The sequence below is a fragment of the Kitasatospora sp. NPDC056800 genome (genome assembly GCF_042789775.1).
Lineage (GTDB): Bacteria > Actinomycetota > Actinomycetes > Streptomycetales > Streptomycetaceae > Kitasatospora.
Genome location: NZ_JBHUAL010000020.1, coordinates 1 through 21,743, shown reverse-complemented (window position 1 = coordinate 21,743; position 21,743 = coordinate 1). Strand labels below are relative to the sequence as shown.

Below are 21,743 nucleotides of genomic sequence, written 5' to 3'. Positions count from 1 at the left end.
TACGTCGAACGCTGTGTCGCACCAGGCACGGCAGTTGCGCGGAAGGGGCCCGATGGAAGCCGGCAGCAGGTGGACGACCTGGTGGCAGAAGCGTGATCGTCAGCGGGCGGGGGGCCCGGACGGGCCGGCCGCCGACCTCGATCAGCTGCTCGGCGCGGTCCGCGCCGGATTCCCGCTCGCGCCCGCCGCCCACCCGGCCGGCTACCGGTGCTCCTGTGACCGGGTGGCCTGTCCGGCCCCGGCGCAGCACCCGGTCTCCTTCGCCTGGCAGACCCAGGCCACCACCGACCCGGAGCAGCTCTCCCGCTGGCTCTCCCGCGATCCGGAGGCGAACTTCATCACCGCCACCGGCCGGGTGCACGACGTGCTGGACGTCCCGGCGGAGGCCGGACGGCTGGCGCTGGAGCGGCTGACGGCGCTGGGCGTCGAGGGCCCCGTCGCCGCCGTCGGCGAGGACCGCTACCTCTTCTTCACCGCCACCCGCGGCACCCCGCAGGACGAGGACGAGTGGTGGCCGAGCGCGCTCGACTCCACCCCGGACACCATGTCCGAGCACCCCGGCCTGCGCTGGCACTGCCGCGGCTCGTACACCCTGCTGCCGCCGGCCGCGCTGCCGGACGGCTCCCACGTGCGGTGGCTGCGCGGGCCCGAGCAGCCGCTGCCGGACCCGCTGCGCGTCCTGGACGTGCTCACCGACGCCTGTACCGAGGTGGGCGCCGTCGCCGAGGAGCAGTGGCTGATCGGCTAGGGCGCCCACCGGGCGACGCTGGTCACGGCGGGGAGACGCCGGTCACGGCAGGGTGAGGACCTCCGCGCCGGTCGGCGTGACCACCAGGGTGTGCTCGAACTGGGCGGTGCGCTTGCGGTCCTTGGTGACGACCGTCCAGCCGTCCGGCCAGATCTCGTAGTCGTAGGTGCCCAGGGTCAGCATCGGCTCGATGGTGAAGGTCATGCCCGGCTTGATCACCTCGGTGGCCCGCTCGCTGTCGTAGTGCGGGATGATCAGGCCGGAGTGGAACGACGTGTTGATGCCGTGTCCGGTGAAGTCCCGCACCACGCCGTAGCCGAAGCGCTTGGCGTAGGACTCGATGACCCGCCCGATGACGTTGATCTGACGACCCGGCTTGACCGCCTTGATCGCCCGGTCGAGGGATTCCCGGGTGCGCTCGACCAGCAGCCGGGACTCCTCGTCCACGTCGCCGACCAGGTAGGTGGCGTTGAGGTCGCCGTGCACCCCGTGGATGTAGGCGGTGGCGTCGATGTTGACGATGTCGCCGTCCTGGAGCACGGTCGAGTCCGGGATGCCGTGGCAGATCACCTCGTTGATCGAGGTGCAGACGGACTTGGGGAAGCCCCGGTAGCCGAGGTCGGACGGGTAGGCGCCGTGGTCGCACATGTAGGCGTGGGCGACGGCGTCCAGCGCGTCGGTGGTGACGCCGGGGGCGATCAGCTTGGCCGCCTCCGCCATCGCCCGGGCGGCGATCCCGCTCGCGATCCGCATCTTCTCGATCGTCTCGGCGGTCTGCACCTCGGGCCCGGTGTACGGCGTCGGCGCGGGCTTGCCGACGTACTCGGGGCGCGCGATGTGCGCCGGGACCTTGCGGGTGGGGGACTGGATGCCGGGTACGAGAGCCATGCCGCGAGTCTAGTCGTCGGGCTCCGCGGCCCCGGGTGGTGTGCGGCCGACCCCGGGTGGTGTGCGGCCGACCCCGGGTGGTGTGCGGCCGGGCCCGGGGCGGGGAATGATCGGTACCGACCCATCCTTCTGGCCTTCTGAACGGGAGAGCGCCATGCCCCTCGGATTCAACCGCAAGCCGACCGGCAAACCCGGCGAGTGGTTCTACTGCATCAAGCACAACAAGGTCGAAGAGGGCCCGGAGTGCCCGGCGAAGGACCGCCTGGGCCCGTACGACAGCCCGGAGGAGGCCGCTCAGGCCCTGCGGATCGCGGACGAGCGCAACCGCGAGTGGCGGAACGACCCGCGCTGGAGCGACCGGCCCAAGGACGAGGCCGAGTAACCACGGCGGGACCCCGATCCCGACCCCGGTCAGGCGGTCGGCGCGGCCTCCCGTGCGGCGCGTTCGTGTTCGGCCCGCACGGCCGCGGCGTGCGGGTCGGTGCGGTCGTCGTAGGCGAGCAGCTTCGGGAGGGCGGCGGCGACCGCGAGCACGGCGACGACGCAGGCGGCACCACCCGCCCAGACGGCGGCGCGCACGCCGACCAGCCCGGCCATGGTGCCGGCCCGGACCTGGCCGAGCTGCGGGCCGACGGAGTAGCTGAGCAGTTCCACGCCGGCCATCCGGCCGCGCAGCTCGTCGGGGATGGACTGGTTCCACATGGTCGAGCGGGCGAGCCCGCTGATCTCGTCGGCGCCGCCGGCCAGCGCCAGGCCGAGCAGCACCAGCCCGATGTGCGCGGTGAGCCCGGCGAGCGCCATCGCCGCGCCCCAGCCGACGGCGGCGACCACCAGCAGCCGCCCGTGCCGGTGGACGCGGGAGGTCCAGCCGCTGGTCGCGCCGACCAGCAGGGCGCCGAGGGCGGAGGCCGCGTACATCGGGCCGAGCGCCCAGTCCGCCCCCAACTCCGAGGCCAGGAACGGGAAGACGGCCACCGGGTAGGCGAACAGCATGGCGCAGACGTCGATCGCGTAGGTGCCGAGCAGGTCCTTGCGGCTCCACGCGTAGCGGACCCCGGTGAGCACCGCCCGGACGGACGGCCGTTCGGCGCCGGTGGGCGGCGGCACCGCCTTGATCCGGATGAGCAGCAGCAGCGAGAGGGCGAAGGAGAGGACGTCCAGCGCGTACGCGGTCTGCACCCCGGCGAAGGCCACCACGACACCGGCCAGCGCCGGGCCGGCCACCGAAGCGGCGTTGTGGTACAGCGATCTGAGGGCGAACGCGGCGGTCAGGTGCTGGTGCGGGACGAGCCGGGGGAGGAGCGAGTCCAGTGCCGGGCGCTGGATGCCGTCGGCGGCCGCGACCAGCGCGGCGACCAGGTAGATCGGCCAGAGCAGCGGGTGCGGCAGCAGGGCGTTGACCAGCAGCAGCCCGGCCAGCAGGCCGAGCGCGACCTCCGCCCGCAGCACCAGCTTCCGGCGGTCCAGGGCGTCGGCGAGGGCGCCGCCCCACAGGCCGAAGACGATCAGCGGCACCAGTTCGACGGCGCCGATCAGGCCGACCGCGAAGGAGGAACCGGTGAGTTCCTTGATCTGCATCGGCACGGCGACGAGGGTCAGGAAGCCGCCGAAACTGGTGACGCAGCCGGAGGTCCACAGGTAGCGGAAGTCGCGCGAGGCGCGCCAGGGGGACAGGTCGGGCGTCAGCGAGTGCAGCAGCCTCCGGGCGCGCCCGGGCACGGGGGGATGCGGGGGTTCGTCGACGTTCACGAACCGTCATCCTCGGGTGGCGGCCACCGCTTCCGCAAAGGGTTTTCGACCGGGGCGTGAACTTTTCGGCCGGGTGGTGAACAGGGTCACCAGCGGGTGATCGCGGGCCCCGAGGCCAGCCGCCCGGCGAGGTCGGCGAGCCGGTCCCGGACGGAGCGGCGGCCGGTCCGCTGCCCGGCGGCGAGGCTGACCAGGTGCTGGGCGAGGTCGAACGGCCCCTCGGCGGCGGTGCCGACGGTCAGCCGCTCGTGCGCGAGCCGGCGGAGTTCGTCGAGGCCGTGGGGTTCGCCACGGCCGCCGGCCGCACCGGGCCCGCCGGACGCACCGGGCCCGCCGGGTGCGGCGCGCCCGTCCGGCCCGTCGGCGTCAGCGGAGCCCCCGTCCAGCGCGAGCACGGTCGCGCCGCGCCGCCGGGCGTCGTGCACCCGCTCCAGCAGCGCGGCGCCGGCCGCCCGGGGGACCACCACCAGCACGGTGTCACCGCGCCCGGCCTCGGTGAGCCGCCGCAGGTCGTGGGTCAGGTGGGCCGGGGCGTCGGCCGGCGGGCTGTGCCGCAGCAGGGTGGGCGCCAGCCGGGGGACGTCCGACCAGGCGGCCTCGTCGTCCAGGTGGGCGGCCAGGTGCCAGGGTTCGTACGCCTCGGTGCCGACCAGCAGCAGCCCGCTCGCGCTGCGGCGTTCCACGGAGCGGCGCAGCGCGCCGGCGAAGCCGCCGACCTCCTCCAGCCAGCCCGTTCCCGTCAGCCGTTCCCGGAGTGCCGAAACTCTCACCGCGTCCATGCGGGCCAGGATGTCCCGCCGGGCCGGGGATTTGGCAGGATCGGCCCATGACTTCCCTCGATTCAGCGACAAACCCGGCCCACGAGGTCCCGGACGTCTCCCAGCTGGTGGTCGGTGTCCTCGGTGGCACCGGCGACCAGGGGCGAGGACTCGCCCTGCGGCTGGCCAAGGCCGGCCAGCAGGTGATCATCGGCTCCCGCGACGCCGCCCGGGCCGAGGCCTCGGCGGCCGCGCTGGGCCTCGGCGTGCGCGGCGCCGACAACGCCACCGTCGCCCGGGAGAGCGACGTGGTGATCATCGCGGTCCCGTGGGACGGCCACGCCGCCACCCTGACCGCGCTGCGGGAGGAGCTCGCGGGCAAGATCGTCGTCGACTGCGTCAACCCGCTGGGCTTCGACAAGCAGGGCGCGTACGCGCTGAAGCCGGAGGAGGGCAGCGCCGCCGAGCAGGCCGCCGCGCTGCTGCCGGACTCCCGGGTCACCGCCGCGTTCCACCACCTCTCGGCGGTGCTGCTGCAGGACGAGTCGGTGGAGAGCATCGACACCGACGTCATGGTGCTCGGCGACGACCGGGAGGCCACCGACGTCGTCCGGGGCCTGGCCGCCCGCATCCCCGGGATGCGCGGCATCTTCGCGGGCCGGCTGCGCAACGCCCACCAGGTCGAGGCGCTGGTCGCCAACCTGATCTCGGTCAACCGCCGGTACAAGGCCCACGCGGGCCTGCGGATCACCGACGTCTGAGCGGATCCGGGCAGAGGCGTGTCGACCTCACCCCTGGACCCGGTCCGGAGGTGAGGTCGGCGACAATGGGTGGCGGCCGTGACCCGGCCGCCCGCACCCGTTCTAGGAGCCCTCCGCCATGCCTCGCACGTCCCGCTTCGCCCTGGCCGCCGTCATCCTCGCGCTCGTGGCCCTGGTGGTCTCGCTGGTCCAGGGCTTCTGGCTGGGCCTGATCTGGCTGCCGCTGGCCGGCGTGGCCAGCAACGTGCTGTGGATGGACCGCCGCCGGGCCAGGATCGCCGCCGCGACCGCGGCCGCCGCCGAGTAGCGCCGGCCGCCGAGCAGGGCTAGTTCTTCCAGAAGCTGAACAGGTACCGGCCGAGCGTCGCGTAGTCCTGGTCCACGCCGAACAGGTTCATCAGGCCGTGGACGATCCCGAAGAAGAACTCGTTCACCTGGGGCTGCCACAGCAGCGCGAACACCGCGAGCATCCCGTACGGCGCGAACGGCTCGATCGCGCGCCGGGTCTGGTACGACAGCCAGGGCTCGACGATGCCGTAGCCGTCCAGCCCGGGCACCGGCAGCAGGTTCAGCACCGCCGCGCTCAGCTGGAGGAAGCCGAGGAAGCCCAGCGCGCCGGAGAACGGCGAGATGATCAGCTCGTGGCCCTCCCAGAACGCGTGCACGGTCGGGTCGTCCAGCCAGCCCGCGCCGATCGGGACCAGCAGCGCCGCCGCGATGAGCAGGTTGACCAGCGGGCCGGCCGCCGAGATCAGGCTGTGCTTGAGCCGGCCCTGGATGCGGTGCCGCTCGATCCAGACCGAGCCGCCGGGCAGGCCGATGCCGCCGAGGATCACGAAGACGATCGGCAGCACGAAGCTGAGCAGCACGTTGGCGTACTTCAGCGGGTTGAGCGTGAGGTAGCCCTTGGCGCCGACGGAGATGTCGCCGCCGTGCAGCGCGGTGCGCGCGTGGGCGTACTCGTGCAGGCAGAGCGAGACCATCCAGCCGGCGACCACGAACAGGAACACCCCGAACGAGGCGTTGCCGTAGCCCTGGTACACCGCCCAGCCGGAGGTGCCGAGGACGGCGAGGAGCACCCAGAACACCGGGCTGATCCGGCGGTCCTCGCTGCGGGAGCGCGGCGTGGCGGCGAAGGTCATGGTGTGGGTGCTCCGTGGGCAGAGGGAACGGGAAGGACCGGCAGGGACCGATCATGCCGGGCGGGCCGGTGGCCGGACAAGCCGCCTCCGGTGAACGTCCGAGGGCCCGGGGTCGGTTCCGCCGGGGCGCCGGGCCCTGCACAATTGTGCGGCCCTTCCCCCGCCGATCGACCAGAATGGTCCGGTGCACTACGGCATCCTCGGAACCACGACGGCCCACCACGACGACGGCACCCCGGTACCGATCGGCGGCGCCCGGCTACGGGCCCTGCTCGCGGCCCTGGCCCTCCGGCAGGGCCGGCCGGTGCCGGCCGACCTGCTGGTGGACGAGGTGTGGGAGGCCGAGCCGCCCCAGGACTCCTCCGCCGCGCTCCAGACCCTGGTCGGCCGGCTGCGCCGCACCATCGGCCGGGACGAGGTCGGCTCCGGCCCGGCCGGGTACTGGCTGACCGGTCCGGCCACCGACCTCGCCGACTTCCAGCGGCTGACCGGCGAGGGCCGCCGCGCCCTGGACACCGGGGACCACGCGCTCGCCGCCGAGCGGCTGGGCGCCGCCCTGGCGCTGTGGCGCGGCCCCGCGCTGGCCGACCTGCCGGACCGCACCGGCCCGGCCGTCCGGCTGGAGGCCCAGCGCGAGGAGGCCCGCCGCCACCGGATCACCGCCGACCTCGGCCTCGGCCGCGCCGCCGACCTGGTCGCCGAGCTGGCCGAGCTGTGCGAACGGCAGCCGCTGGACGAGTCGTTGCAGCTGCTGCTGATCCGGGCGCTGCACGAGAGCGGACGGACGGCCGAGGCGCTGCGCCACTACGAGCGGACCAGGCGGGCCCTGGCCGAGGAGCTCGGCGCCGACCCGGGCCGCGGACTCCAGTCCCTGTACGCCGAGTTGCTCGCCCCGGAGGCGCCGGAGCCGGTCCACGCCGCGCCCGCGCCCGCCGCGGCCGCTCCCCAACTCCCGCGCACCGTCGGCAACCTGCGCGGCCGGCTGACCAGCTTCGTCGGCCGCGAGGACGATCTCGCCGCGCTGCGCGGGATGCTGACGGACCGTCGGCTGGTGACGCTGACCGGCCCCGGCGGCTCCGGCAAGACCAGCCTCTCGACCGAGGCCGGGCGCGCCGAACAGGCCGCCGGGGGCTGGCCGGGCGGCGTCTGGGTGGCCGAACTCGCCCCGCTGGAGAGCCCGGACGCGGTGCCCGCCGCCGTGGTCTCCGCGCTCGGCCTGCGCGAGATCGTGCTGCACAGCACCAGCATGGTCGCCGAGGTGATCGAGAAGCGGGCCGAGGACCCGGTGCGCCGGCTGGTCGAGCACTGCGGCCACCGCCGGATGCTGCTCGTCCTGGACAACTGCGAGCACCTGATCCAGGCCGCCGCCGACCTCGCCGACGTCCTGCTCGCCGAGTGCCCCGGGCTGACGGTGCTCGCCACCAGCCGCGAGCCGCTGGGCGTGCCCGGGGAGACGGTGCTGCCGGTCGAGCCGCTGCCCGACCCGGTCGCGCTGCGGCTGTTCGTCGAGCGCGCCGCCGCCGCCCGTCCCGGCTTCGACCCGCAGGGCGACCCGGAGGCCTGCGCCGAGATCTGCCGCCGGCTGGACGGGCTGCCGCTGGCCATCGAACTGGCCGCGGCCCGGCTGCGGGTGATGACGGCGCGCCAGATAGCCGACCGGCTGGACGGCCGGTTCGCGCTGCTCACCGCGGGCAGCCGCACCCTGCTGCCGCGCCAGCAGACGCTGCGCGCGGTGGTCGACTGGAGCTGGGACCTGCTGGGCAAGCGGGAGCGGGCGGTGCTGCGCCGGCTCTCGGTGTTCGCGGGCGGCTGGCAGCTGGAGGACGCCGAGGCGGTCTGCGCCGACGGCGTCGAGGTGGCCCCCGGCGAGGTCGCCGACCTGCTGCTGTCGCTGGTCGACAAGTCCCTGCTGGTGGCCGACCTGGACGGGGCCAGCCTGCCGCGCTACCGGATGCTGGAGACCATCCACGAGTACGCGACCGAGCGCCTCGCCGGGTCCGCCGCCGAGCGCGCCGCCACCGAGGCCCGCCACCTGGCGCACTTCCGCACCCTGCTCGCCGCCGCCGACGCGGAGATCCACGGCCCCCGGCAGCTGCACTGGCTGACGGTGCTGGAGCGCGAGCAGGACAACATCCGGACGGCGCTGCGCCGCGCGATCGACCTGCGGGACGAGGAGCAGGCGCTGCTCCTCGCCATCGGCATGAGCTGGTACTGGTCGCTGCGCGGCTACAGCATGGAGGCGCGCACCTGGTACACCGCGATCGCCGCGCTCGGCCCGGACCCGTTCGGCCCGGACGCCCCGCGGGCGGTGCCGCTGGAGCACGGCGTGCTGGCGTACGACCTGCCGCTGCCGACGGCGGTGGTCGAGGAGGCCCGCCGGCTGCTCGCGATGTTCCGGCTGATCGGGCTGTTCGAGGGCAACCTGGACGTCCTCGGGGACCCGGAGGCGATCGAGGTCGCCCAGCGGCTGATGGACGCCTACACCCCGGACCTGCCGCAGTCCTACCGCTTCCCGGCGCTGATGCGGGTGTTCGGCGCCTTCCTGGCCGGCCGCCTGGACATGATGAAGGACCTGATGGACGACGCCGTCCAGGGCTGCGAGCAGTACGGCGGGCCGAGCGACCTGGCGTTCATCCTGCAGGTCCGGGCCAGGATGATGAACGACTGGCCGAGCGGCGCCGAGCAGAGCATCGAGGACGGCGCCCGCTCGCTGGAGCTGTACGAGCAGTCGGGCGACCTCTGGGGGATCTCCCAGGCGCTGTCCGCGCACGGCGAGTCGCTGGCCAACCGGGGCGAGGCCGCGGCCGCCGCCGAGGCGTACGCGCGGGCGATCGAGCTGATCGAGGAGCTGGGGGCGCCGCAGGAGGTGCCGATCCTGCGGGTGAACCTGGGCACCGCCCTGCTGGAGCAGGACATGGAGCACGGCGAGCGGGTCGTCCGCGAGGCGCTGGCCTCCATCGACACCCCGGGCCTCAACCAGGCCACCACCGGGGCGCTGATGTTCGGCCACCTGACGCTCTGCGGCATCCACGCCCACCGCGGCGAGTTCGCGCAGGCGCTGGCCGAGCTGGACGAGCTGGACATAGTCCGGGTCGGCGGCTTCGCGCCGAGCCTGGTGACCGGGATGCTGATGAGCGCCCGCGGCTGGATCACCGCCCGGGCCGGGGACCCGGAGGCGGGGCTCGACCTGCTGCGCGCCGGCTGGCGGCAGCTGCGGGCGGTGACGGCCGCGAGCGGCTTCGCCGAGCACATGACGGTCATGGTGGTGCCCGCGGTGACGGCGGTGCTGGGCAGCTTCGCCCAGCGCGACGGGGACCTCGGGCGGGCCCGGGCGGCGGCCGTGCTGGCCGGCGCCCACGGCGGGCTGAACGGCCCGAAGGGCGGCTACCTGGACCGGGTCGAGCGGGCGCGTTCGGAGGCGGCCCTGCGGGAGTCGCTGGGGGACGCGGGGTACGAGGAGGCCCGGGCCGGCGGGGTCGGGATGACCCAGGAGCAGGTCTTCGAGCTGCTGGAGGGGCTGCTCGGCTAGCCACGGCGCGGTCGGGCCCGGGCGGTCGGATCCCGTACAGCCGGTGCCCGGGCGGTCGGTGCCCGTACGGCCGGTGCCCGTCCCCTGGTCACCGGCCGCACGGGCCCGTACGGCGGCCGGCGCCTGTCCGGGGCGGCCGGCCGTCCTGCCCGGCGGCCTTCCCCGGCGAGGGCCGGGGGAGCCGACGGTGGTCATGGGGGTCAGGTCCGCTTGCGGAACCGGGCGACCGCCAGCGGGGCGAAGACGGCGGTCACGGCGGCCGACCAGATCAGCACGATCATCACCGGGTGGGCCACCGGACCCGTGCCGTTGAGCAGGGAGCGGGAGGCGTCGGCCAGCGCCGAGAGCGGGTTGACCTTGGTGAAGGACTGCAGCCAGCCCGGCATGGTGTCGGTCCGGGCGAAGATCGAGCTGCCGAACTGCATCGGCATCAGGACCAGCATGGCCACGCCCTGGACGGCCTGGGCGCTGCGCAGGGCCATGCCCAGCAGCATCGAGATCCAGACGATCGACATGCCGAACAGCAGGGCCAGGCCGATCGTGGCCAGCACCTCCAGCGGTCCGGTCTTCACCTCGAAGCCGATGCACATCGCGAAGCCGATCAGGATCGCGAAGGAGAGCAGCCCGCGGAGGGTCTCGGCGACGATCTTGGACAGCAGGACGGAGGCCCGGCCGATCGGCAGCGTGCGGAAGCGGTCCATCACGCCGCTCTGGAAGTCGCTGTTGAGGCCGGTGCCGACGGCCATCGCGAGGGTGAGGCCGGTCTGCCCGAGCAGGCCGGGGATCAGGTACTGCTTGTAGGTGTCCTGGTCGCCGGCCATCGCGCCGCCGAAGACGTAGACGAACAGCACGGTGAAGATGACGGGCATCAGCACGGCGTCGAACATCGACTCCGGATCGGCCTTGATCCGCATCAGGTTGCGCCGGGTCAGCGCGCCGACGTGGCGCAGGGTGCCGGTCAGGCCGATCCGGGAGTCCTCCGCCGGGGGCCGGGTGTCCCGGGCCCGGGAGGGGGCGAGCGTGGCGGTGGTCATGCGACGGGCTCCTTGGCGAGGCTGGGGGCGGGCACGGCGGCGGACGCGGGCTTGCCGGTGATGGCGAGGAAGACCTCGTCCAGGCTGGGCACCTTGGTGTCGATGCCGGCGATGGCGAAGCCGCGGCTGCCGAGCACGCCGATCACCGCGGTCAGCTGCTCCTCGCCGGTGATCGGCACCGCGAGCAGCCCGGTGTCGGTGGAGACGGTGGCGTTGAGGACGCCGCTCTCGTGCAGGCAGCGGGCCATCTCGGGCAGCTCGGCCGGGTGGGCCGGGCGGACCTGGAGGGTCTGGCCGCCGACCTTGGCCTTGAGCTCGGAGACGGCGCCGTTGGCGATCACCCGGCCGCGGTCGATGACGGTCAGCTCGTTCGCGAGCTGCTCCGCCTCCTCCATGTACTGGGTGGTCAGCAGCACGGTGCTGCCCTCGGCGACCATCCGCTGCACCTCGTCCCAGACCTCGTTGCGGGTGCGCGGGTCCAGGCCGGTGGTGGGCTCGTCCAGGTAGAGCACCCGGGGGCGGCCCATCATGCTGGCGGCCAGGTCGAGGCGGCGGCGCATGCCGCCGGAGTAGGTCTTGGCGGTCCGCTTGGCGGCCTCGGTGAGCGAGAAGCGCTCCAGCAGCTCGGCGGCCCGGGCCCTGGCCTCCCGGCGCGGGAGGTCCAGCAGCCGGCCGATGAGGTAGAGGTTCTCGTACCCGGAGAGCAGCTCGTCCACGGAGGCGTACTGGCCGGTGAGGCCGATCGTGCGGCGCAGCTGCTTGGGCTGGCGCAGCACGTCGTAGCCGCCGACGTACGCGGTGCCGGCGTCCGGCTTGATCAGGGTGGAGAGGACGCGCACCAGGGTGGTCTTGCCCGCGCCGTTGGGGCCGAGCAGGGCGAGCACGGTGCCCTCCCGGACGGTCAGGTCGACCCCGTCGAGGGCCTTCGTCTCGCCGTAGTGCTTGACGATGCCCCGCACCTCCACGGCGTTCCCGGAAGTGGTTCCCCGGTCGTTCGGGGCTGTCGCGATTCGTGTCATGCCCCCAGGCTGTCCGCCCCGGCTGTCAGCTCCCTGTCGGCCGGGGCGGTGCGCTGTCGGTTCGCTGTCACGCCGCTGTCAGCGGCCGCCGCGGGGCCGGGAACGGCGGCGGCCCCGCTCCCGGCGGGGGAGCGGGGCCGTCGGCGGCGGTCCTTACGTGAAGCTGTGCTCGGCCGCGGGGAAGGCGCCGGTGCGGACGTCCTGGGCGTAGGCGCGGGCGGCGTCGCCGAGGACGGTGCGCAGGTCGGCGTACTGCTTGACGAACTTGGGCACCCGGCCGGCCGTCATGCCGGCCATGTCGGTCCAGACCAGCACCTGGGCGTCGGTGTCCGGGCCGCCGCCGATGCCGACGGTCGGGATCGCCAGCTGCTCGGTGACCTGGGCGGCCAGCTCGGCCGGGACGGCCTCCAGCACGACCGCGAAGGCGCCGGACTGCTGGACGGCCTTGGCGTCGCGGAGCAGCTGGTGGGCCGCCTCGTCGCCGCGGCCCTGGACCGGGTAGCCGCCGAGGGCGTGCACGGACTGCGGGGTGAGGCCGATGTGGGCCATCACCGGGACGCCGGCCTCGACCAGCAGCTCGATCGAGCGGGCGCTGCGCTCCCCGCCCTCCAGCTTGACCGCGCCGACCCCGGCCTCCTTCATCAGCCGGGCCGCGTTGTGCATGGCCTGGGCGGGGGACTCCTGGTAGGAGCCGAACGGCAGGTCGGCGACGATCATGGACCGCTTGGTGCCGCGGACGACGGCGGCGGAGAGCATCACCATCTGATCCATGGTCACCGGGACGGTGGTCTCGTAGCCGAGGTGGCAGTTGCCCGCCGAGTCGCCGACCAGCAGCACCGGGATGCCGGCCTCGTCGAACACGCCCGCGGTGAGGGCGTCGTAGGCGGTCAGCATCGACCACTTCTCGCCGCGCTGCTTGGCGGCGGCGAGGTCGCGGACGGTGACCCGGCGGTTGGTGACCCCGCCGTAGAGGGTGGTGGTCGACGCCTGGTTCTGGGCAGGCGAAGGCGTAGAAGCGTTCATCGAACGGACTCCTGAAGGGTTGTCGTCTCGTGGCGCCGTACGGCGTCCCCGGATCACCTCCATGCTTGCACGCCCCGGCTCCGGCGCAAAGAGGGGTGCGTTCGTCCCGGTGCGATCCACGCCACACCGGGCGCGATCCGCGCCGCACCGGGTGCGCGGGCGCCCCGCGCCGGGGTGCGCGGGAGGCCCCCGAATTTGCCTGCTCTTTACGAAACGGGTTCGTCTCGTATCGTATCGGCCGCTAGTCTGGTGCAGGGGGTTACGAGACGCATTCGGCTCGGAATTGCCCGCCAGTGCCACACCACCACGGACGGGAACACCCATGACCACCGCAGCCGCGCCACCCCGCGTGCCGGAAGCCATCCACCGTCGGCGCTGGGCGATCCTCGGCACCCTGCTGCTCGCCCTGCTCGTCGTCGTGCTCGACAACTCGATCCTCAACGTCGCGATGAAGACCATCGCGACCCCCGCGCCGGTCGGCCTCGGGGCCACCCAGAGCGACCTGGAATGGTCGATCAACTCCTACACCCTGGTCTTCGCCGGGCTGCTGTTCACCTCCGGCCTGCTCGGCGACCGGTTCGGCCGCAAGCGCGCGCTGCTGGCCGGCATGGTGGTCTTCGGGATCGCCTCGCTGCTGTCCGCGCTGGCCGCCTCGCCCGGTGAACTCATCGGCTACCGCGCCCTGATGGGCGTCGGCGGCGCGCTCGCGATGCCCGCCACACTGGCGATCATCATGAACGTCTTCGAGCGCTCCGAGCAGCCCAAGGCGATCGGGATCTGGGCCGGCGCGGTCGGCCTGGCCATCGCCATCGGCCCGATCACCGGCGGCCTGCTGATCGAGCACTTCTGGTGGGGCTCGGTCTTCCTGGTCAACGTCCCGATCGTGGTCGTCGCGGTGATAGCGATGGTGATCCTGGTCCCCGAGTCCAAGGACCCCAACCCGGGCCGGATGGACCCGATCGGCGTGCTGTTGTCGATCATCGGCCTGGTCGCGCTGATCTACGGCATCATCAAGGGCGGCGAGCTGGCCGACTTCACCGCGGCCGGGGCCTGGGTGCCGACCCTGGTCGGCGTCGTCGCGCTGGTCGCCTTCGTCTGGTACGAGCGCCGCACCGCGTTCCCCGCGCTGGACGTCACCTGGTTCCGCAACCGGGTGTTCAGCGCCTCCGTGGTGGTCGTCGGCGTGATCTTCTTCGCGCTGATGGGCGTCTCCTTCTTCGGCGTCTTCTACATCCAGAGCGTGCGCGGCTACAGCGCCCTCCAGGCCGGTGTGCTGATGCTGCCGCTGGCCGCCGCCCAGCTGGTGTTCGCGCCGCGGGCCCGGCTGGTGGTCGACCGCCTCGGCGTCGCCGCCACCGCCGCCGGCGGCATGCTGCTGGTCGCGCTCGGCTTCGTCGGCTACGTCGTGCTGACCGCCACCACCCCGATCTGGGTGCTGGTCCTGCTCGGCCTGGTGATGGGCGCCGGCATGGCGCACGTCATGCCGCCGGTCACCGTCGCGATCATGGCCTCGCTGCCCCGCGAGAAGGCCGGCGCCGGCTCGGCCGTCAACAACACCTTCCGCCAGGTCGGCGGCTCGCTCGGGGTCGCCGTGCTCGGCGCGGTGCTCTCCACCGTCTACCGCGACGGGATGGCCGACACCCTGACCCACCTGCCCGAGGGACTGCGCGACAAGGCCGGCGAGTCGCTGGAGGCCACCCTGGCCATCGCCGGCCGCATCCCCGGCGGCGAGGCGCTGATCGCCCCGGCGAACGACTCCTTCATCCACGCCATGCACGTGGTCGCCTCGCTCTCGGTGGGCGTCTCGGTGATCGGCGCCGTCGTCGCCTGGTTCCTGCTGCCGGGCCGCTCGGCCGCCCCCGCGGGACCGGCCGGGCCGGCCCCCGAGCAGCGCGGCCAGGAGCGGGAGTCCGCGGCCGCGGACGCCTGACCGGCGGCCGGCCGTACCGCGACTGAGTGACAATGGCCCTGTCACCCGGGTACGCCCGGGTGGCGGGGCCTCGGTCCCGGCAGGCCCCCTGCCGAGGGCCCACCGGAGGACACCCCACGGCGCCAGGGCGACCGGGGAGGACGAGGGAGAGACAGCGGGGATGAAGACGGACACGCCGACCGCCGGCACCGGGCAGCACTGCGCGGAGGTACGCCGTGGCCGGCCCCGCAGCGAGGCCGCCGAGCAGGCCATCTTCGGGGCCGTCGAGGACCTGATGGCCGGCGGCACCGCGCTGTCCGAGCTCACCATCGAGGGCATCGCCGCCGCCGCCGGCGTCGGCAAGGCCACCATCTACCGGCGCTGGCCCAACAAGGAGGCCCTGCTGGTCGACGTGGTCAGCCGACTGGAGGAGCCGCTGCCGGAGCCCACCGGCGCCGGCGCCCGGGCCGACCTGATCGCCCTGGTGGACCACGTCCGCCGGCGCGGCCTGGCCAAGCGCACCCGCTGGGTGCTCAAGGCCGCCCTCGGCCAGATGCAGACCCTGCCCGAGCTGTACACCGCCTACCGGGACCGGGTGATCAAGCCCCGCCGGGAGGTCGGGCTCGGCCTGATCCGCCGGGCCGTCGCCGAGGGCGTGATCCGCGACGACCTCGACCTGGAACTGCTCAACGACCTGCTGATGGGGCCGATCCTCTACCGCAGCATCCTGTGGGACGACTCCGACCTGGAGGACCCCGACCTGGCCCGCAAGCTGGTCGACTCCATGCTCGAAGGCCTCGCACCCCGCTGACCCGGCCGGACGGCGCCCCGGACGCGGCCTCGCCCACCGAACCGGACGCGGCTTCGCCCACCGAACCGGACGCGGCCTCGCCCACCGAACCGGACGCGGCTTCGCCCACCGAACCGGACGTGGCCTCGCTCACCAAACCGGGCCACGCCGGAACCCGCTCAGCGGGCCCGACGTCTGTCCCGGCATAGGCTGAGCCGGGTATCCGATCAAACCGGCACCGGTCCGGTCGTGCCCGCACCTTCGACGGTCCGGGTACCGGAACGGCGGCGGCACGAGCGAACGGGAGCCACTTCATGGCGCAGGCGGACAGGACCGAACGGATCGCGGCCCCAGGGGGCGGCGCCGACGGCCCGGCCCCCGCGTCGCGTCGAGGCGGCTTCCTCGGGCTGCGCCACTGGGGCCGGGACGCCCGCGGCAGCACCACCTGGCGGCGCGGCCTGGTGGTCGCCGCGCTGGCCGTGCTCACCGCCGCGCTGATCGCCCTGCACGCCGAGGTCCCCAACAGCGCCGGCAACCTCGGCAGCCTGCTGGAGACCTTCCTGCCCTGGCTGGGCCTGGCCGTCCCGGTGCTGCTGGTGCCCGCGCTGCTGCGCCGCTCCGCCACCGCGCTGATCGCCCTGCTGCTGCCCGTCGTGCTCTGGGCCAACCTGTTCGGCGGCCTGCTGAGCGACAAGAGCGGCGGCAAGGGCGACTGGACGGTGGTCAGCCACAACGTCGCCGCCGCCAACACCGACGTGCCGGGCACCGTCCGCACCCTGGTGGACTCCGGCGCCCAGATCGTCGCCCTGCAGGAGCTGGCCGGCAAGCAGCTGCGCTCGTACGAGACCGGGCTCGCCGCCGCCTACCCGCACCACACCGTGGAGGGCACCGTCGGGCTCTGGTCGAAGTACCCGATCGGCGACGTCACCCCGGTGGACCTGAAGATCGGCTGGACCAGGGCCTTCCGGGCCGAGGTCACCACCCCGCAGGGCCCGGTCGCGGTGTACGTCGCGCACCTGCCCTCGGTGCGGCTGAAGGCCGAGGGCGGCTTCACCGTCAATCAGCGGGACGTCAGCGCGCAGGCGCTCGGCGACGCGATCCAGGCCGAGCCGCTGAAGAAGGTCCTGCTGCTCGGCGACCTCAACGGCACCATGAACGACCGCAGCTTGGCGCCGGTCACCTCGCAGATGCGCTCGGCCCAGGGCGCCGCCGGGGACGGCTTCGGCTTCAGCTGGCCGGCCGCCTTCCCGATGGCCCGGATCGACCAGATCATGAGCAAGGGCGGGCTGAAGCCGGTGGACTCCCGCACCCTGCCCCGGGACGGCAGCGACCACCTCCCGGTGGCCGCCACGTACCGCTACTCCTCCTGAGGGCCGGCGGCGTGGGGACCGGCCGCATGAGGATCAGCCGCGCCGCCAGCGGTTGGTGATCGGCAGGCGGCGGTCCCGGCCGAAGTTCTTGGCCGAGATCTTCGGGCCCGGCGGGTACTGGCGCCGCTTGTACTCGGCGGTGTCGACCAGCCGGACCACCCGGTCCACCAGGGCCGGGTCGAAGCCGGCCGCCACGATCGCGTCCCGGCCCTCGTCGCCCTCGATGTAGCGGGTCAGCAGGCTGTCCAGCAGGTCGTAGTCGGGCAGCGAGTCGGTGTCCACCTGGTCCGGCCGCAGCTCGGCGGACGGCGGCTTGGTGATGGTGTGCTCCGGGATCGGCGGCACCTCGCCGCGCCGCCCGGCCTCCTCGTTGCGCCAGCGCGCCAGCCGGAAGACCAGCGACTTGTAGACGTCCTTGACGGGCCCGTAGGCGCCCACCGAGTCGCCGTACAGGGTCGAGTAGCCGACCGCCAGCTCGCTCTTGTTGCCGGGCGCGAGCACCAGGTGCCCCTCCTGGTTGGAGATCGCCATCAGCAGGGTGCCGCGCAGCCGGGACTGGAGGTTCTCCTCGGCCAGGCCGGTCAGCTCGACGGCGCCCAGGTAGGCGTCGAACATCGGGGCGATGGAGACGGTCCGGAAGCGCAGCCCGGTCCGGCGGGCCAGCTCGGCCGCGTCGTCCCGGGAGTGCTGGGAGGAGTAGCGGCTGGGCATCGAGACGCAGTGCACGTTCGGCGCGCCGACGGCGTCCACCGCGATCGCGGCCACCAGTGCCGAGTCGATGCCGCCGGACAGGCCGATCAGCACGGAGTCGAAGCCGTTCTTGGCCACGTACGCCCGGGTGCCGGAGACCAGCGCGGCCCAGATCTCGGCCTCGTCGGACAGCCGCGGCGCCACCCCGGCGGTGAGCGGTCCGGCGGGCGCGGCCTGCGGCTCGCCGCCCAGCTCGGTACGGACCAGGTGCAGCCCGTCGCTGAGCAGCAGGCCGTCGGTGTCGTCGCCGGCGGCGGCCGGCAGGTCGAGGTCCAGCACCAGCAGGTGCTCCTCGAACTGCGGGGCGCGGGCCAGGACTTCACCGTCCGCGCCGACCACGATCGAGTCGCCGTCGAAGACCAGCTCGTCCTGGCCGCCGACCATGTTGACGTACGCCAGGGCGCAGCCCGCCTCGGCGGCCCGGCGCCGCACCAGCTCCAGCCGCTGGTCGTCCTTGTTCCGCTCGTACGGGGAGCCGTTGACCACCAGGAGCAGCCCGGCGCCGGCCTCGCGGGCGGCGGTGACCCGGCCGCCGTCCTGCCAGATGTCCTCGCAGATCGCCAGCGCGACGTCCACCCCGTGCAGCCGCAGCACCGGCAGCTGGTCGCCCGGGACGAACCAGCGGAACTCGTCGAACACGCCGTAGTTGGGCAGGTGGTGCTTGGCGAAGCGGGTCACCACCTCGCCCCGGTGCAGCACGGCGGCGCAGTTCTGCGGGGAGCCGGCCGGGCGGTTGAAGCGCGGCGAGGCGTGCTCGGAGCGCCCGAGGTAGCCGACCACCACCGGGACCCCGCCCAGCCCCTCCGCCGCCAGCCGGGCGGCTAGGGCGACCAGCGCGGCGCGGGAGGCCTCGACGAAGGAGTGGCGCAGGGCGAGGTCCTCCACCGGGTACCCGGTGAGGGCCATCTCGGGGAAGGCGACCAGCTGCGCGCCGGCCTCCGCGGCCTGCTTGGTCCGGCGCACCACCTCGTCGCCGTTGCGGGCGAGGTCGCCGACCCAGGGGTCGGTCTGGCACAGGGCGAGACGGAGATTGGGCATGCCCCGAGTGTAATCGTCTAACTGACGCGATGTCCTGGGCGGGAGCCGGCGGCGGGGGTCGGCACTGCCGGGCCGGGCGGGGATCGGCCATGATGGGGGCAACCGCTTTACGAGGTCTTTCCACGGCCTCCGGGGCGTAACACGAGCGTAAAGAGCAGAGGTGAGACTGTCCCCATGGGCAAGCAGCAGCAGTTCGTGCTTCGGACGCTCGAAGAGCGTGACATCCGGTTCGTCCGGCTGTGGTTCACCGACGTGCTCGGCTTCCTGAAGTCGGTCGCGGTGGCGCCGGCCGAGCTGGAGCAGGCCTTCGAGGAGGGCATCGGGTTCGACGGCTCGGCGATCGAGGGGTTCGCCCGGGTGTACGAGTCCGACATGATCGCCAAGCCGGATCCGACCACCTTCCAGATCCTGCCGTGGCGCTCGGAGACCCCGGGCACCGCCCGGATGTTCTGCGACATCCTGATGCCGGACGGCTCGCCCTCCTTCGCCGACCCCCGGTTCGTGCTCAAGCGCACCCTGGAGAAGGCCTCCGAGCAGGGCTTCACCTTCTACACACACCCGGAGATCGAGTTCTTCCTGCTGAAGAACCTGCCCGGCGACGGCACCCCGCCGATCCCCGCCGACCAGTCCGGCTACTTCGACCACACCCCGCGCGGGGTGGGCCACGACTTCCGCCGCCAGGCGATCACCATGCTGGAGTCGATGGGCATCTCGGTCGAGTTCTCGCACCACGAGGGCGCCCCCGGCCAGCAGGAGATCGACCTGCGCTACGCCGACGCGCTCTCCACCGCCGACAACATCATGACCTTCCGGCTGGTCATGAAGGAGGTCGCGCTGGAGCAGGGCGTGCACGCGAGCTTCATGCCCAAGCCGTTCTCCGAGCACCCCGGCAGCGGCATGCACACCCACGTCTCGCTGTTCGAGGGCGACCGCAACGCCTTCCACGAGTCCGGCGCCGAGTACCAGCTCTCCAAGGTCGGCCGGTCCTTCATCGCCGGTCTGCTGAAGCACGCCGCCGAGACGGCCGCCGTCACCAACCAGTGGGTGAACTCCTACAAGCGGATCTGGGGCGGCTCCCAGCGCACCGCCGGGGCCGGCGGCGAGGCGCCCTCGTACATCTGCTGGGGCCACAACAACCGCTCGGCGCTGATCCGGGTGCCGATGTACAAGCCGGGCAAGCAGGGCTCCACCCGGATCGAGGTCCGCTCCCTGGACACCGGCTGCAACCCGTACCTCGCCTACGCCGTCACCCTCGCGGCCGGCCTGAAGGGCATCGAGGAGGGCTACGAGCTCCCGCCCGGCGCCGACGACGACGTGTGGGCGCTGACCGACTCCGAGCGCCGCGCCCTCGGCATCCAGCCGATGCCGCAGAACCTCGGCGAGGCCATCGACCTGATGCAGCGCAGCGAGCTCGTCGCCGAGACCCTCGGCGAGCACGTCTTCGACTTCTTCCTCAGGAACAAGCACAAGGAGTGGGAGGAGTACCGCTCCGAGGTCACCCCGTTCGAGCTGCGGAAGAACCTCCAGGTGCTGTGAGCGGCTGACGGCCGCTCAAACCGTTTCCGGCCCGCTGTCGCCCGAAGGGACGACGGCGGGCCGTCCTATGGAGTGGATCTGCGACGGATCGCCGGTCGCGGTGGCGGAATGTGAAGCTTGTATGACCGGGTGTCATGGTCCGATGGGGCCTGAATGTCCGTTTCATCCTGAAAGAGGATCACATGACCTCCTCCGTCAGTCGCGCCGCCGCCACCCGACTGCTCGTCCGCCGGACCTGCGTCGTGGGTGCCGCCGTGGCCGCCGTCGCGGGCCAGCTGCTGGCCGTCCCGACCGTCGCCGACGCCCGCGGTTCGGGTACGGGCACCGGTGCGAACGCGGGTGCGCAGTACCCGCAGAACTCGCAGAACTCGCAGGCCCCGCAGAGCTCGCAGAACTCGCAGGCCCCGCAGAGCTCACAGAGCTCGCAGAGCCCGCAGAACTCACAGAGCCCGCAGAGCTCGCAGCTCCCGCAGCTCCCGCTGCACCCGAAGAACCCGCTGGAGCTGCTGCAGTCGTTGCAGTCGAAGAACCCGCTCCAGTCGTTCCAGGCGCTGCAGTCGCCGCAGCCGCACCGCCCGCAGCAGCGGGCCACCACGATCGCCGAGAACCAGCTGCCGTTCACCACCCGGTTCGAGGGCGACTTCCACGGCTCCATCACCCGGATCAGCAACTCGCTGATGACCTGCGACGAGACGAAGGCGCCGCTCGACCCGGAGCAGCCGTCCTGCGAGGACGCCCGCAAGGGCCTCGGCTCCCGGCCGATCAACAACAAGTACGAGATGAAGTACATCAACATCGACCCGGGCTCGGTCGGCCCGCTCGGCGACGGGATCTACTCCGCCAGCTCCGCCGACCTGGGCCTGATCGACGGCTCCCGGGTCAAGTACGCCCGGCTGTACTGGGGCGGCACCCGCGGCATCGACGACGTCGTGCTGCCGGAGAACCAGATCGACGAGGTGTACCTGAAGGTCCCGGGCGAGGGCCAGTACCGCAACATCGCCAACGACCAGCCCTCGATCGGCTACATCACCACCGACGTGGAGAGCAGCTACCAGGCCTCCGCCGACATCACCGACCTGGTCCGGCAGGCCGGCAACGGCACCTACACCGTCGCCAACATGGACTCGGTGGTGAAGCCGCACAGCTGGGGCGGCTGGACGATCGTGGTCGCGTACGAGAACGACTGCAAGCCGTACCGGCACATCCACCTGTGGGACGGCTTCCGGGTCGAGCTGCCGGACAGCCCGCCGCGCGAGTTCGACCTCACCGGGCTGCAGACCCCCGCCGCCGGCCCGGTCGCGGGCAAGCTCGGCTTCGTCGTCTACGACGGCGACCTCAAGTGGACCGGCGACACCCTCGCCATCAAGTCCACCAACGGCCCGCAGGCGCTCTTCTCGGACCTCAACCACGCCTCCAACGACGCGTTCAACTCCACCATCGAGGAGCTGACCCCGGCCGACCAGTTCATCCGCACCCCGTACAACCGCAACAACTTCGGCTACGACTCCAACCGTTGGGACATCTCGCCGTTCCTGCGCAACGGCGACACCGACATCAAGGTGCTGTTCGACACCGACAAGGACGGCTACGACCTGGGCGTCTTCTACGCCTACGTCAACCTGGACGGCTCCACCGAGGGCTGATCCGCCGAGGGCTGATCCACCGTCCGGCCACGGCGCCGCTGCCGCACCACCCGCAC

The 21,743-nt window shown here is 73.1% G+C and carries 18 protein-coding genes; 10 read left to right on the top strand and 8 right to left on the bottom strand.

The window, feature by feature from the left end:
- Positions 1 to 52 precede the first annotated feature (52 nt).
- Positions 53 to 748, top strand: coding sequence for a bifunctional DNA primase/polymerase (locus ACFRQN_RS07010; protein WP_049659894.1), 696 nt, complete (start codon positions 53 to 55; stop codon positions 746 to 748).
- Positions 749 to 790: 42 nt separating this feature from the next.
- Here the strand turns inward: ACFRQN_RS07010 and map are convergent, their stop codons facing one another.
- Positions 791 to 1,636, bottom strand: coding sequence for a type I methionyl aminopeptidase (map, locus tag ACFRQN_RS07005; protein ID WP_049659897.1), 846 nt, complete (start codon positions 1,634 to 1,636; stop codon positions 791 to 793).
- 154 nt (positions 1,637 to 1,790) lie between these two features.
- Here map and ACFRQN_RS07000 point away from each other — a divergent pair, with 154 nt between their 5' ends.
- The gene (locus ACFRQN_RS07000; protein WP_380738818.1) at positions 1,791 to 2,018 is read left to right on the top strand and encodes a hypothetical protein; all 228 of its coding nucleotides are present in this window, start codon (positions 1,791 to 1,793) and stop codon (positions 2,016 to 2,018) included.
- A 29-nt stretch (positions 2,019 to 2,047) separates the two neighbouring features.
- On the opposite strand, the gene ACFRQN_RS06995 is transcribed toward ACFRQN_RS07000, so the two are convergent.
- Together ACFRQN_RS06995 and ACFRQN_RS06990 are read right to left on the bottom strand one after the other, a co-directional pair.
- Complete coding sequence (locus ACFRQN_RS06995; RefSeq protein ID WP_380738816.1) at positions 2,048 to 3,385, bottom strand: MFS transporter; 1,338 nt, start codon at positions 3,383 to 3,385, stop codon at positions 2,048 to 2,050.
- Positions 3,386 to 3,471: 86 nt separating this feature from the next.
- A complete protein-coding gene (locus ACFRQN_RS06990) occupies positions 3,472 to 4,164 on the bottom strand; it encodes a hypothetical protein (protein WP_380738814.1) in 693 nt (230 codons plus the stop codon).
- Positions 4,165 to 4,211: 47 nt separating this feature from the next.
- Here ACFRQN_RS06990 and npdG point away from each other — a divergent pair, with 47 nt between their 5' ends.
- Positions 4,212 to 4,904 (top strand): NADPH-dependent F420 reductase, encoded by a 693-nt coding sequence (gene npdG / locus ACFRQN_RS06985; protein WP_049660247.1) that lies wholly within the window; start codon positions 4,212 to 4,214, stop codon positions 4,902 to 4,904.
- Positions 4,905 to 5,022: 118 nt separating this feature from the next.
- Positions 5,023 to 5,211 carry a hypothetical protein gene (locus ACFRQN_RS06980; RefSeq protein ID WP_380738812.1) on the top strand — a complete coding sequence of 63 codons (189 nt, stop codon included), beginning with the start codon at positions 5,023 to 5,025 and terminating at the stop codon, positions 5,209 to 5,211.
- Between the two features lie 19 nt (positions 5,212 to 5,230).
- On the opposite strand, the gene ACFRQN_RS06975 is transcribed toward ACFRQN_RS06980, so the two are convergent.
- Complete coding sequence (locus ACFRQN_RS06975; RefSeq protein ID WP_049660242.1) at positions 5,231 to 6,046, bottom strand: site-2 protease family protein; 816 nt, start codon at positions 6,044 to 6,046, stop codon at positions 5,231 to 5,233.
- Between the two features lie 184 nt (positions 6,047 to 6,230).
- On the opposite strand from ACFRQN_RS06975, the gene ACFRQN_RS06970 reads away from it, so the two are divergent.
- Positions 6,231 to 9,575, top strand: a complete 3,345-nt coding sequence (locus tag ACFRQN_RS06970; RefSeq protein WP_380738810.1) for an ATP-binding protein — start codon at positions 6,231 to 6,233, stop codon at positions 9,573 to 9,575.
- A gap of 200 nt (positions 9,576 to 9,775) precedes the next feature.
- On the opposite strand, the gene ACFRQN_RS06965 is transcribed toward ACFRQN_RS06970, so the two are convergent.
- The 3 genes from ACFRQN_RS06965 to panB form a co-directional block, all read right to left on the bottom strand.
- Positions 9,776 to 10,609, bottom strand: coding sequence for an ABC transporter permease (locus tag ACFRQN_RS06965; RefSeq protein ID WP_380738808.1), 834 nt, complete (start codon positions 10,607 to 10,609; stop codon positions 9,776 to 9,778).
- Positions 10,606 to 11,628: an ATP-binding cassette domain-containing protein gene (locus ACFRQN_RS06960; protein WP_380738806.1), complete on the bottom strand. Its 1,023-nt coding sequence runs from the start codon at positions 11,626 to 11,628 to the stop codon at positions 10,606 to 10,608. Before ACFRQN_RS06960 ends, ACFRQN_RS06965 begins: the two co-directional genes overlap by 4 nt.
- A gap of 153 nt (positions 11,629 to 11,781) precedes the next feature.
- Positions 11,782 to 12,651: a 3-methyl-2-oxobutanoate hydroxymethyltransferase gene (gene panB, locus ACFRQN_RS06955; RefSeq protein WP_049652786.1), complete on the bottom strand. Its 870-nt coding sequence runs from the start codon at positions 12,649 to 12,651 to the stop codon at positions 11,782 to 11,784.
- Between the two features lie 322 nt (positions 12,652 to 12,973).
- On the opposite strand from panB, the gene ACFRQN_RS06950 reads away from it, so the two are divergent.
- From ACFRQN_RS06950 to ACFRQN_RS06940, 3 genes are all read left to right on the top strand, one after another.
- Positions 12,974 to 14,581 (top strand): MFS transporter, encoded by a 1,608-nt coding sequence (locus ACFRQN_RS06950; protein ID WP_074000855.1) that lies wholly within the window; start codon positions 12,974 to 12,976, stop codon positions 14,579 to 14,581.
- Between the two features lie 160 nt (positions 14,582 to 14,741).
- Positions 14,742 to 15,371: a TetR/AcrR family transcriptional regulator gene (locus ACFRQN_RS06945; protein WP_074000856.1), complete on the top strand. Its 630-nt coding sequence runs from the start codon at positions 14,742 to 14,744 to the stop codon at positions 15,369 to 15,371.
- A 293-nt stretch (positions 15,372 to 15,664) separates the two neighbouring features.
- Entirely contained in the window at positions 15,665 to 16,720 is a 1,056-nt protein-coding gene (locus tag ACFRQN_RS06940) for an endonuclease/exonuclease/phosphatase family protein (RefSeq protein ID WP_075983689.1), read from the top strand.
- Between the two features lie 33 nt (positions 16,721 to 16,753).
- Here the strand turns inward: ACFRQN_RS06940 and ACFRQN_RS06935 are convergent, their stop codons facing one another.
- Complete coding sequence (locus tag ACFRQN_RS06935) at positions 16,754 to 18,508, bottom strand: NAD+ synthase (protein WP_380738804.1); 1,755 nt, start codon at positions 18,506 to 18,508, stop codon at positions 16,754 to 16,756.
- Between the two features lie 174 nt (positions 18,509 to 18,682).
- On the opposite strand from ACFRQN_RS06935, the gene glnA reads away from it, so the two are divergent.
- Positions 18,683 to 20,044, top strand: coding sequence for a type I glutamate--ammonia ligase (gene glnA / locus ACFRQN_RS06930; protein WP_049652796.1), 1,362 nt, complete (start codon positions 18,683 to 18,685; stop codon positions 20,042 to 20,044).
- Positions 20,045 to 20,226: 182 nt separating this feature from the next.
- Positions 20,227 to 21,687 carry a hypothetical protein gene (locus ACFRQN_RS06925; RefSeq protein WP_380738802.1) on the top strand — a complete coding sequence of 487 codons (1,461 nt, stop codon included), beginning with the start codon at positions 20,227 to 20,229 and terminating at the stop codon, positions 21,685 to 21,687.
- Positions 21,688 to 21,743: the final 56 nt, after the last annotated feature.

Bases quoted from the DNA above. Each gene is read 5' to 3' on its own strand.
- ACFRQN_RS07010 (WP_049659894.1), top strand. From the start codon at position 53: ATGGAAGCCGGCAGCAGGTGGACGACCTGGTGGCAGAAGCGTGATCGT.
- map (WP_049659897.1), bottom strand. From the start codon at position 1,636: ATGGCTCTCGTACCCGGCATCCAGTCCCCCACCCGCAAGGTCCCGGCG.
- ACFRQN_RS07000 (WP_380738818.1), top strand. From the start codon at position 1,791: ATGCCCCTCGGATTCAACCGCAAGCCGACCGGCAAACCCGGCGAGTGG.
- ACFRQN_RS06990 (WP_380738814.1), bottom strand. From the start codon at position 4,164: ATGGACGCGGTGAGAGTTTCGGCACTCCGGGAACGGCTGACGGGAACG.
- npdG (WP_049660247.1), top strand. From the start codon at position 4,212: ATGACTTCCCTCGATTCAGCGACAAACCCGGCCCACGAGGTCCCGGAC.
- ACFRQN_RS06980 (WP_380738812.1), top strand. From the start codon at position 5,023: ATGCCTCGCACGTCCCGCTTCGCCCTGGCCGCCGTCATCCTCGCGCTC.
- ACFRQN_RS06975 (WP_049660242.1), bottom strand. From the start codon at position 6,046: ATGACCTTCGCCGCCACGCCGCGCTCCCGCAGCGAGGACCGCCGGATC.
- ACFRQN_RS06965 (WP_380738808.1), bottom strand. From the start codon at position 10,609: ATGACCACCGCCACGCTCGCCCCCTCCCGGGCCCGGGACACCCGGCCC.
- ACFRQN_RS06960 (WP_380738806.1), bottom strand. From the start codon at position 11,628: ATGACACGAATCGCGACAGCCCCGAACGACCGGGGAACCACTTCCGGG.
- panB (WP_049652786.1), bottom strand. From the start codon at position 12,651: ATGAACGCTTCTACGCCTTCGCCTGCCCAGAACCAGGCGTCGACCACC.
- ACFRQN_RS06950 (WP_074000855.1), top strand. From the start codon at position 12,974: ATGACCACCGCAGCCGCGCCACCCCGCGTGCCGGAAGCCATCCACCGT.
- ACFRQN_RS06945 (WP_074000856.1), top strand. From the start codon at position 14,742: ATGAAGACGGACACGCCGACCGCCGGCACCGGGCAGCACTGCGCGGAG.
- ACFRQN_RS06940 (WP_075983689.1), top strand. From the start codon at position 15,665: ATGGCGCAGGCGGACAGGACCGAACGGATCGCGGCCCCAGGGGGCGGC.
- ACFRQN_RS06935 (WP_380738804.1), bottom strand. From the start codon at position 18,508: ATGCCCAATCTCCGTCTCGCCCTGTGCCAGACCGACCCCTGGGTCGGC.
- glnA (WP_049652796.1), top strand. From the start codon at position 18,683: ATGGGCAAGCAGCAGCAGTTCGTGCTTCGGACGCTCGAAGAGCGTGAC.
- ACFRQN_RS06925 (WP_380738802.1), top strand. From the start codon at position 20,227: ATGACCTCCTCCGTCAGTCGCGCCGCCGCCACCCGACTGCTCGTCCGC.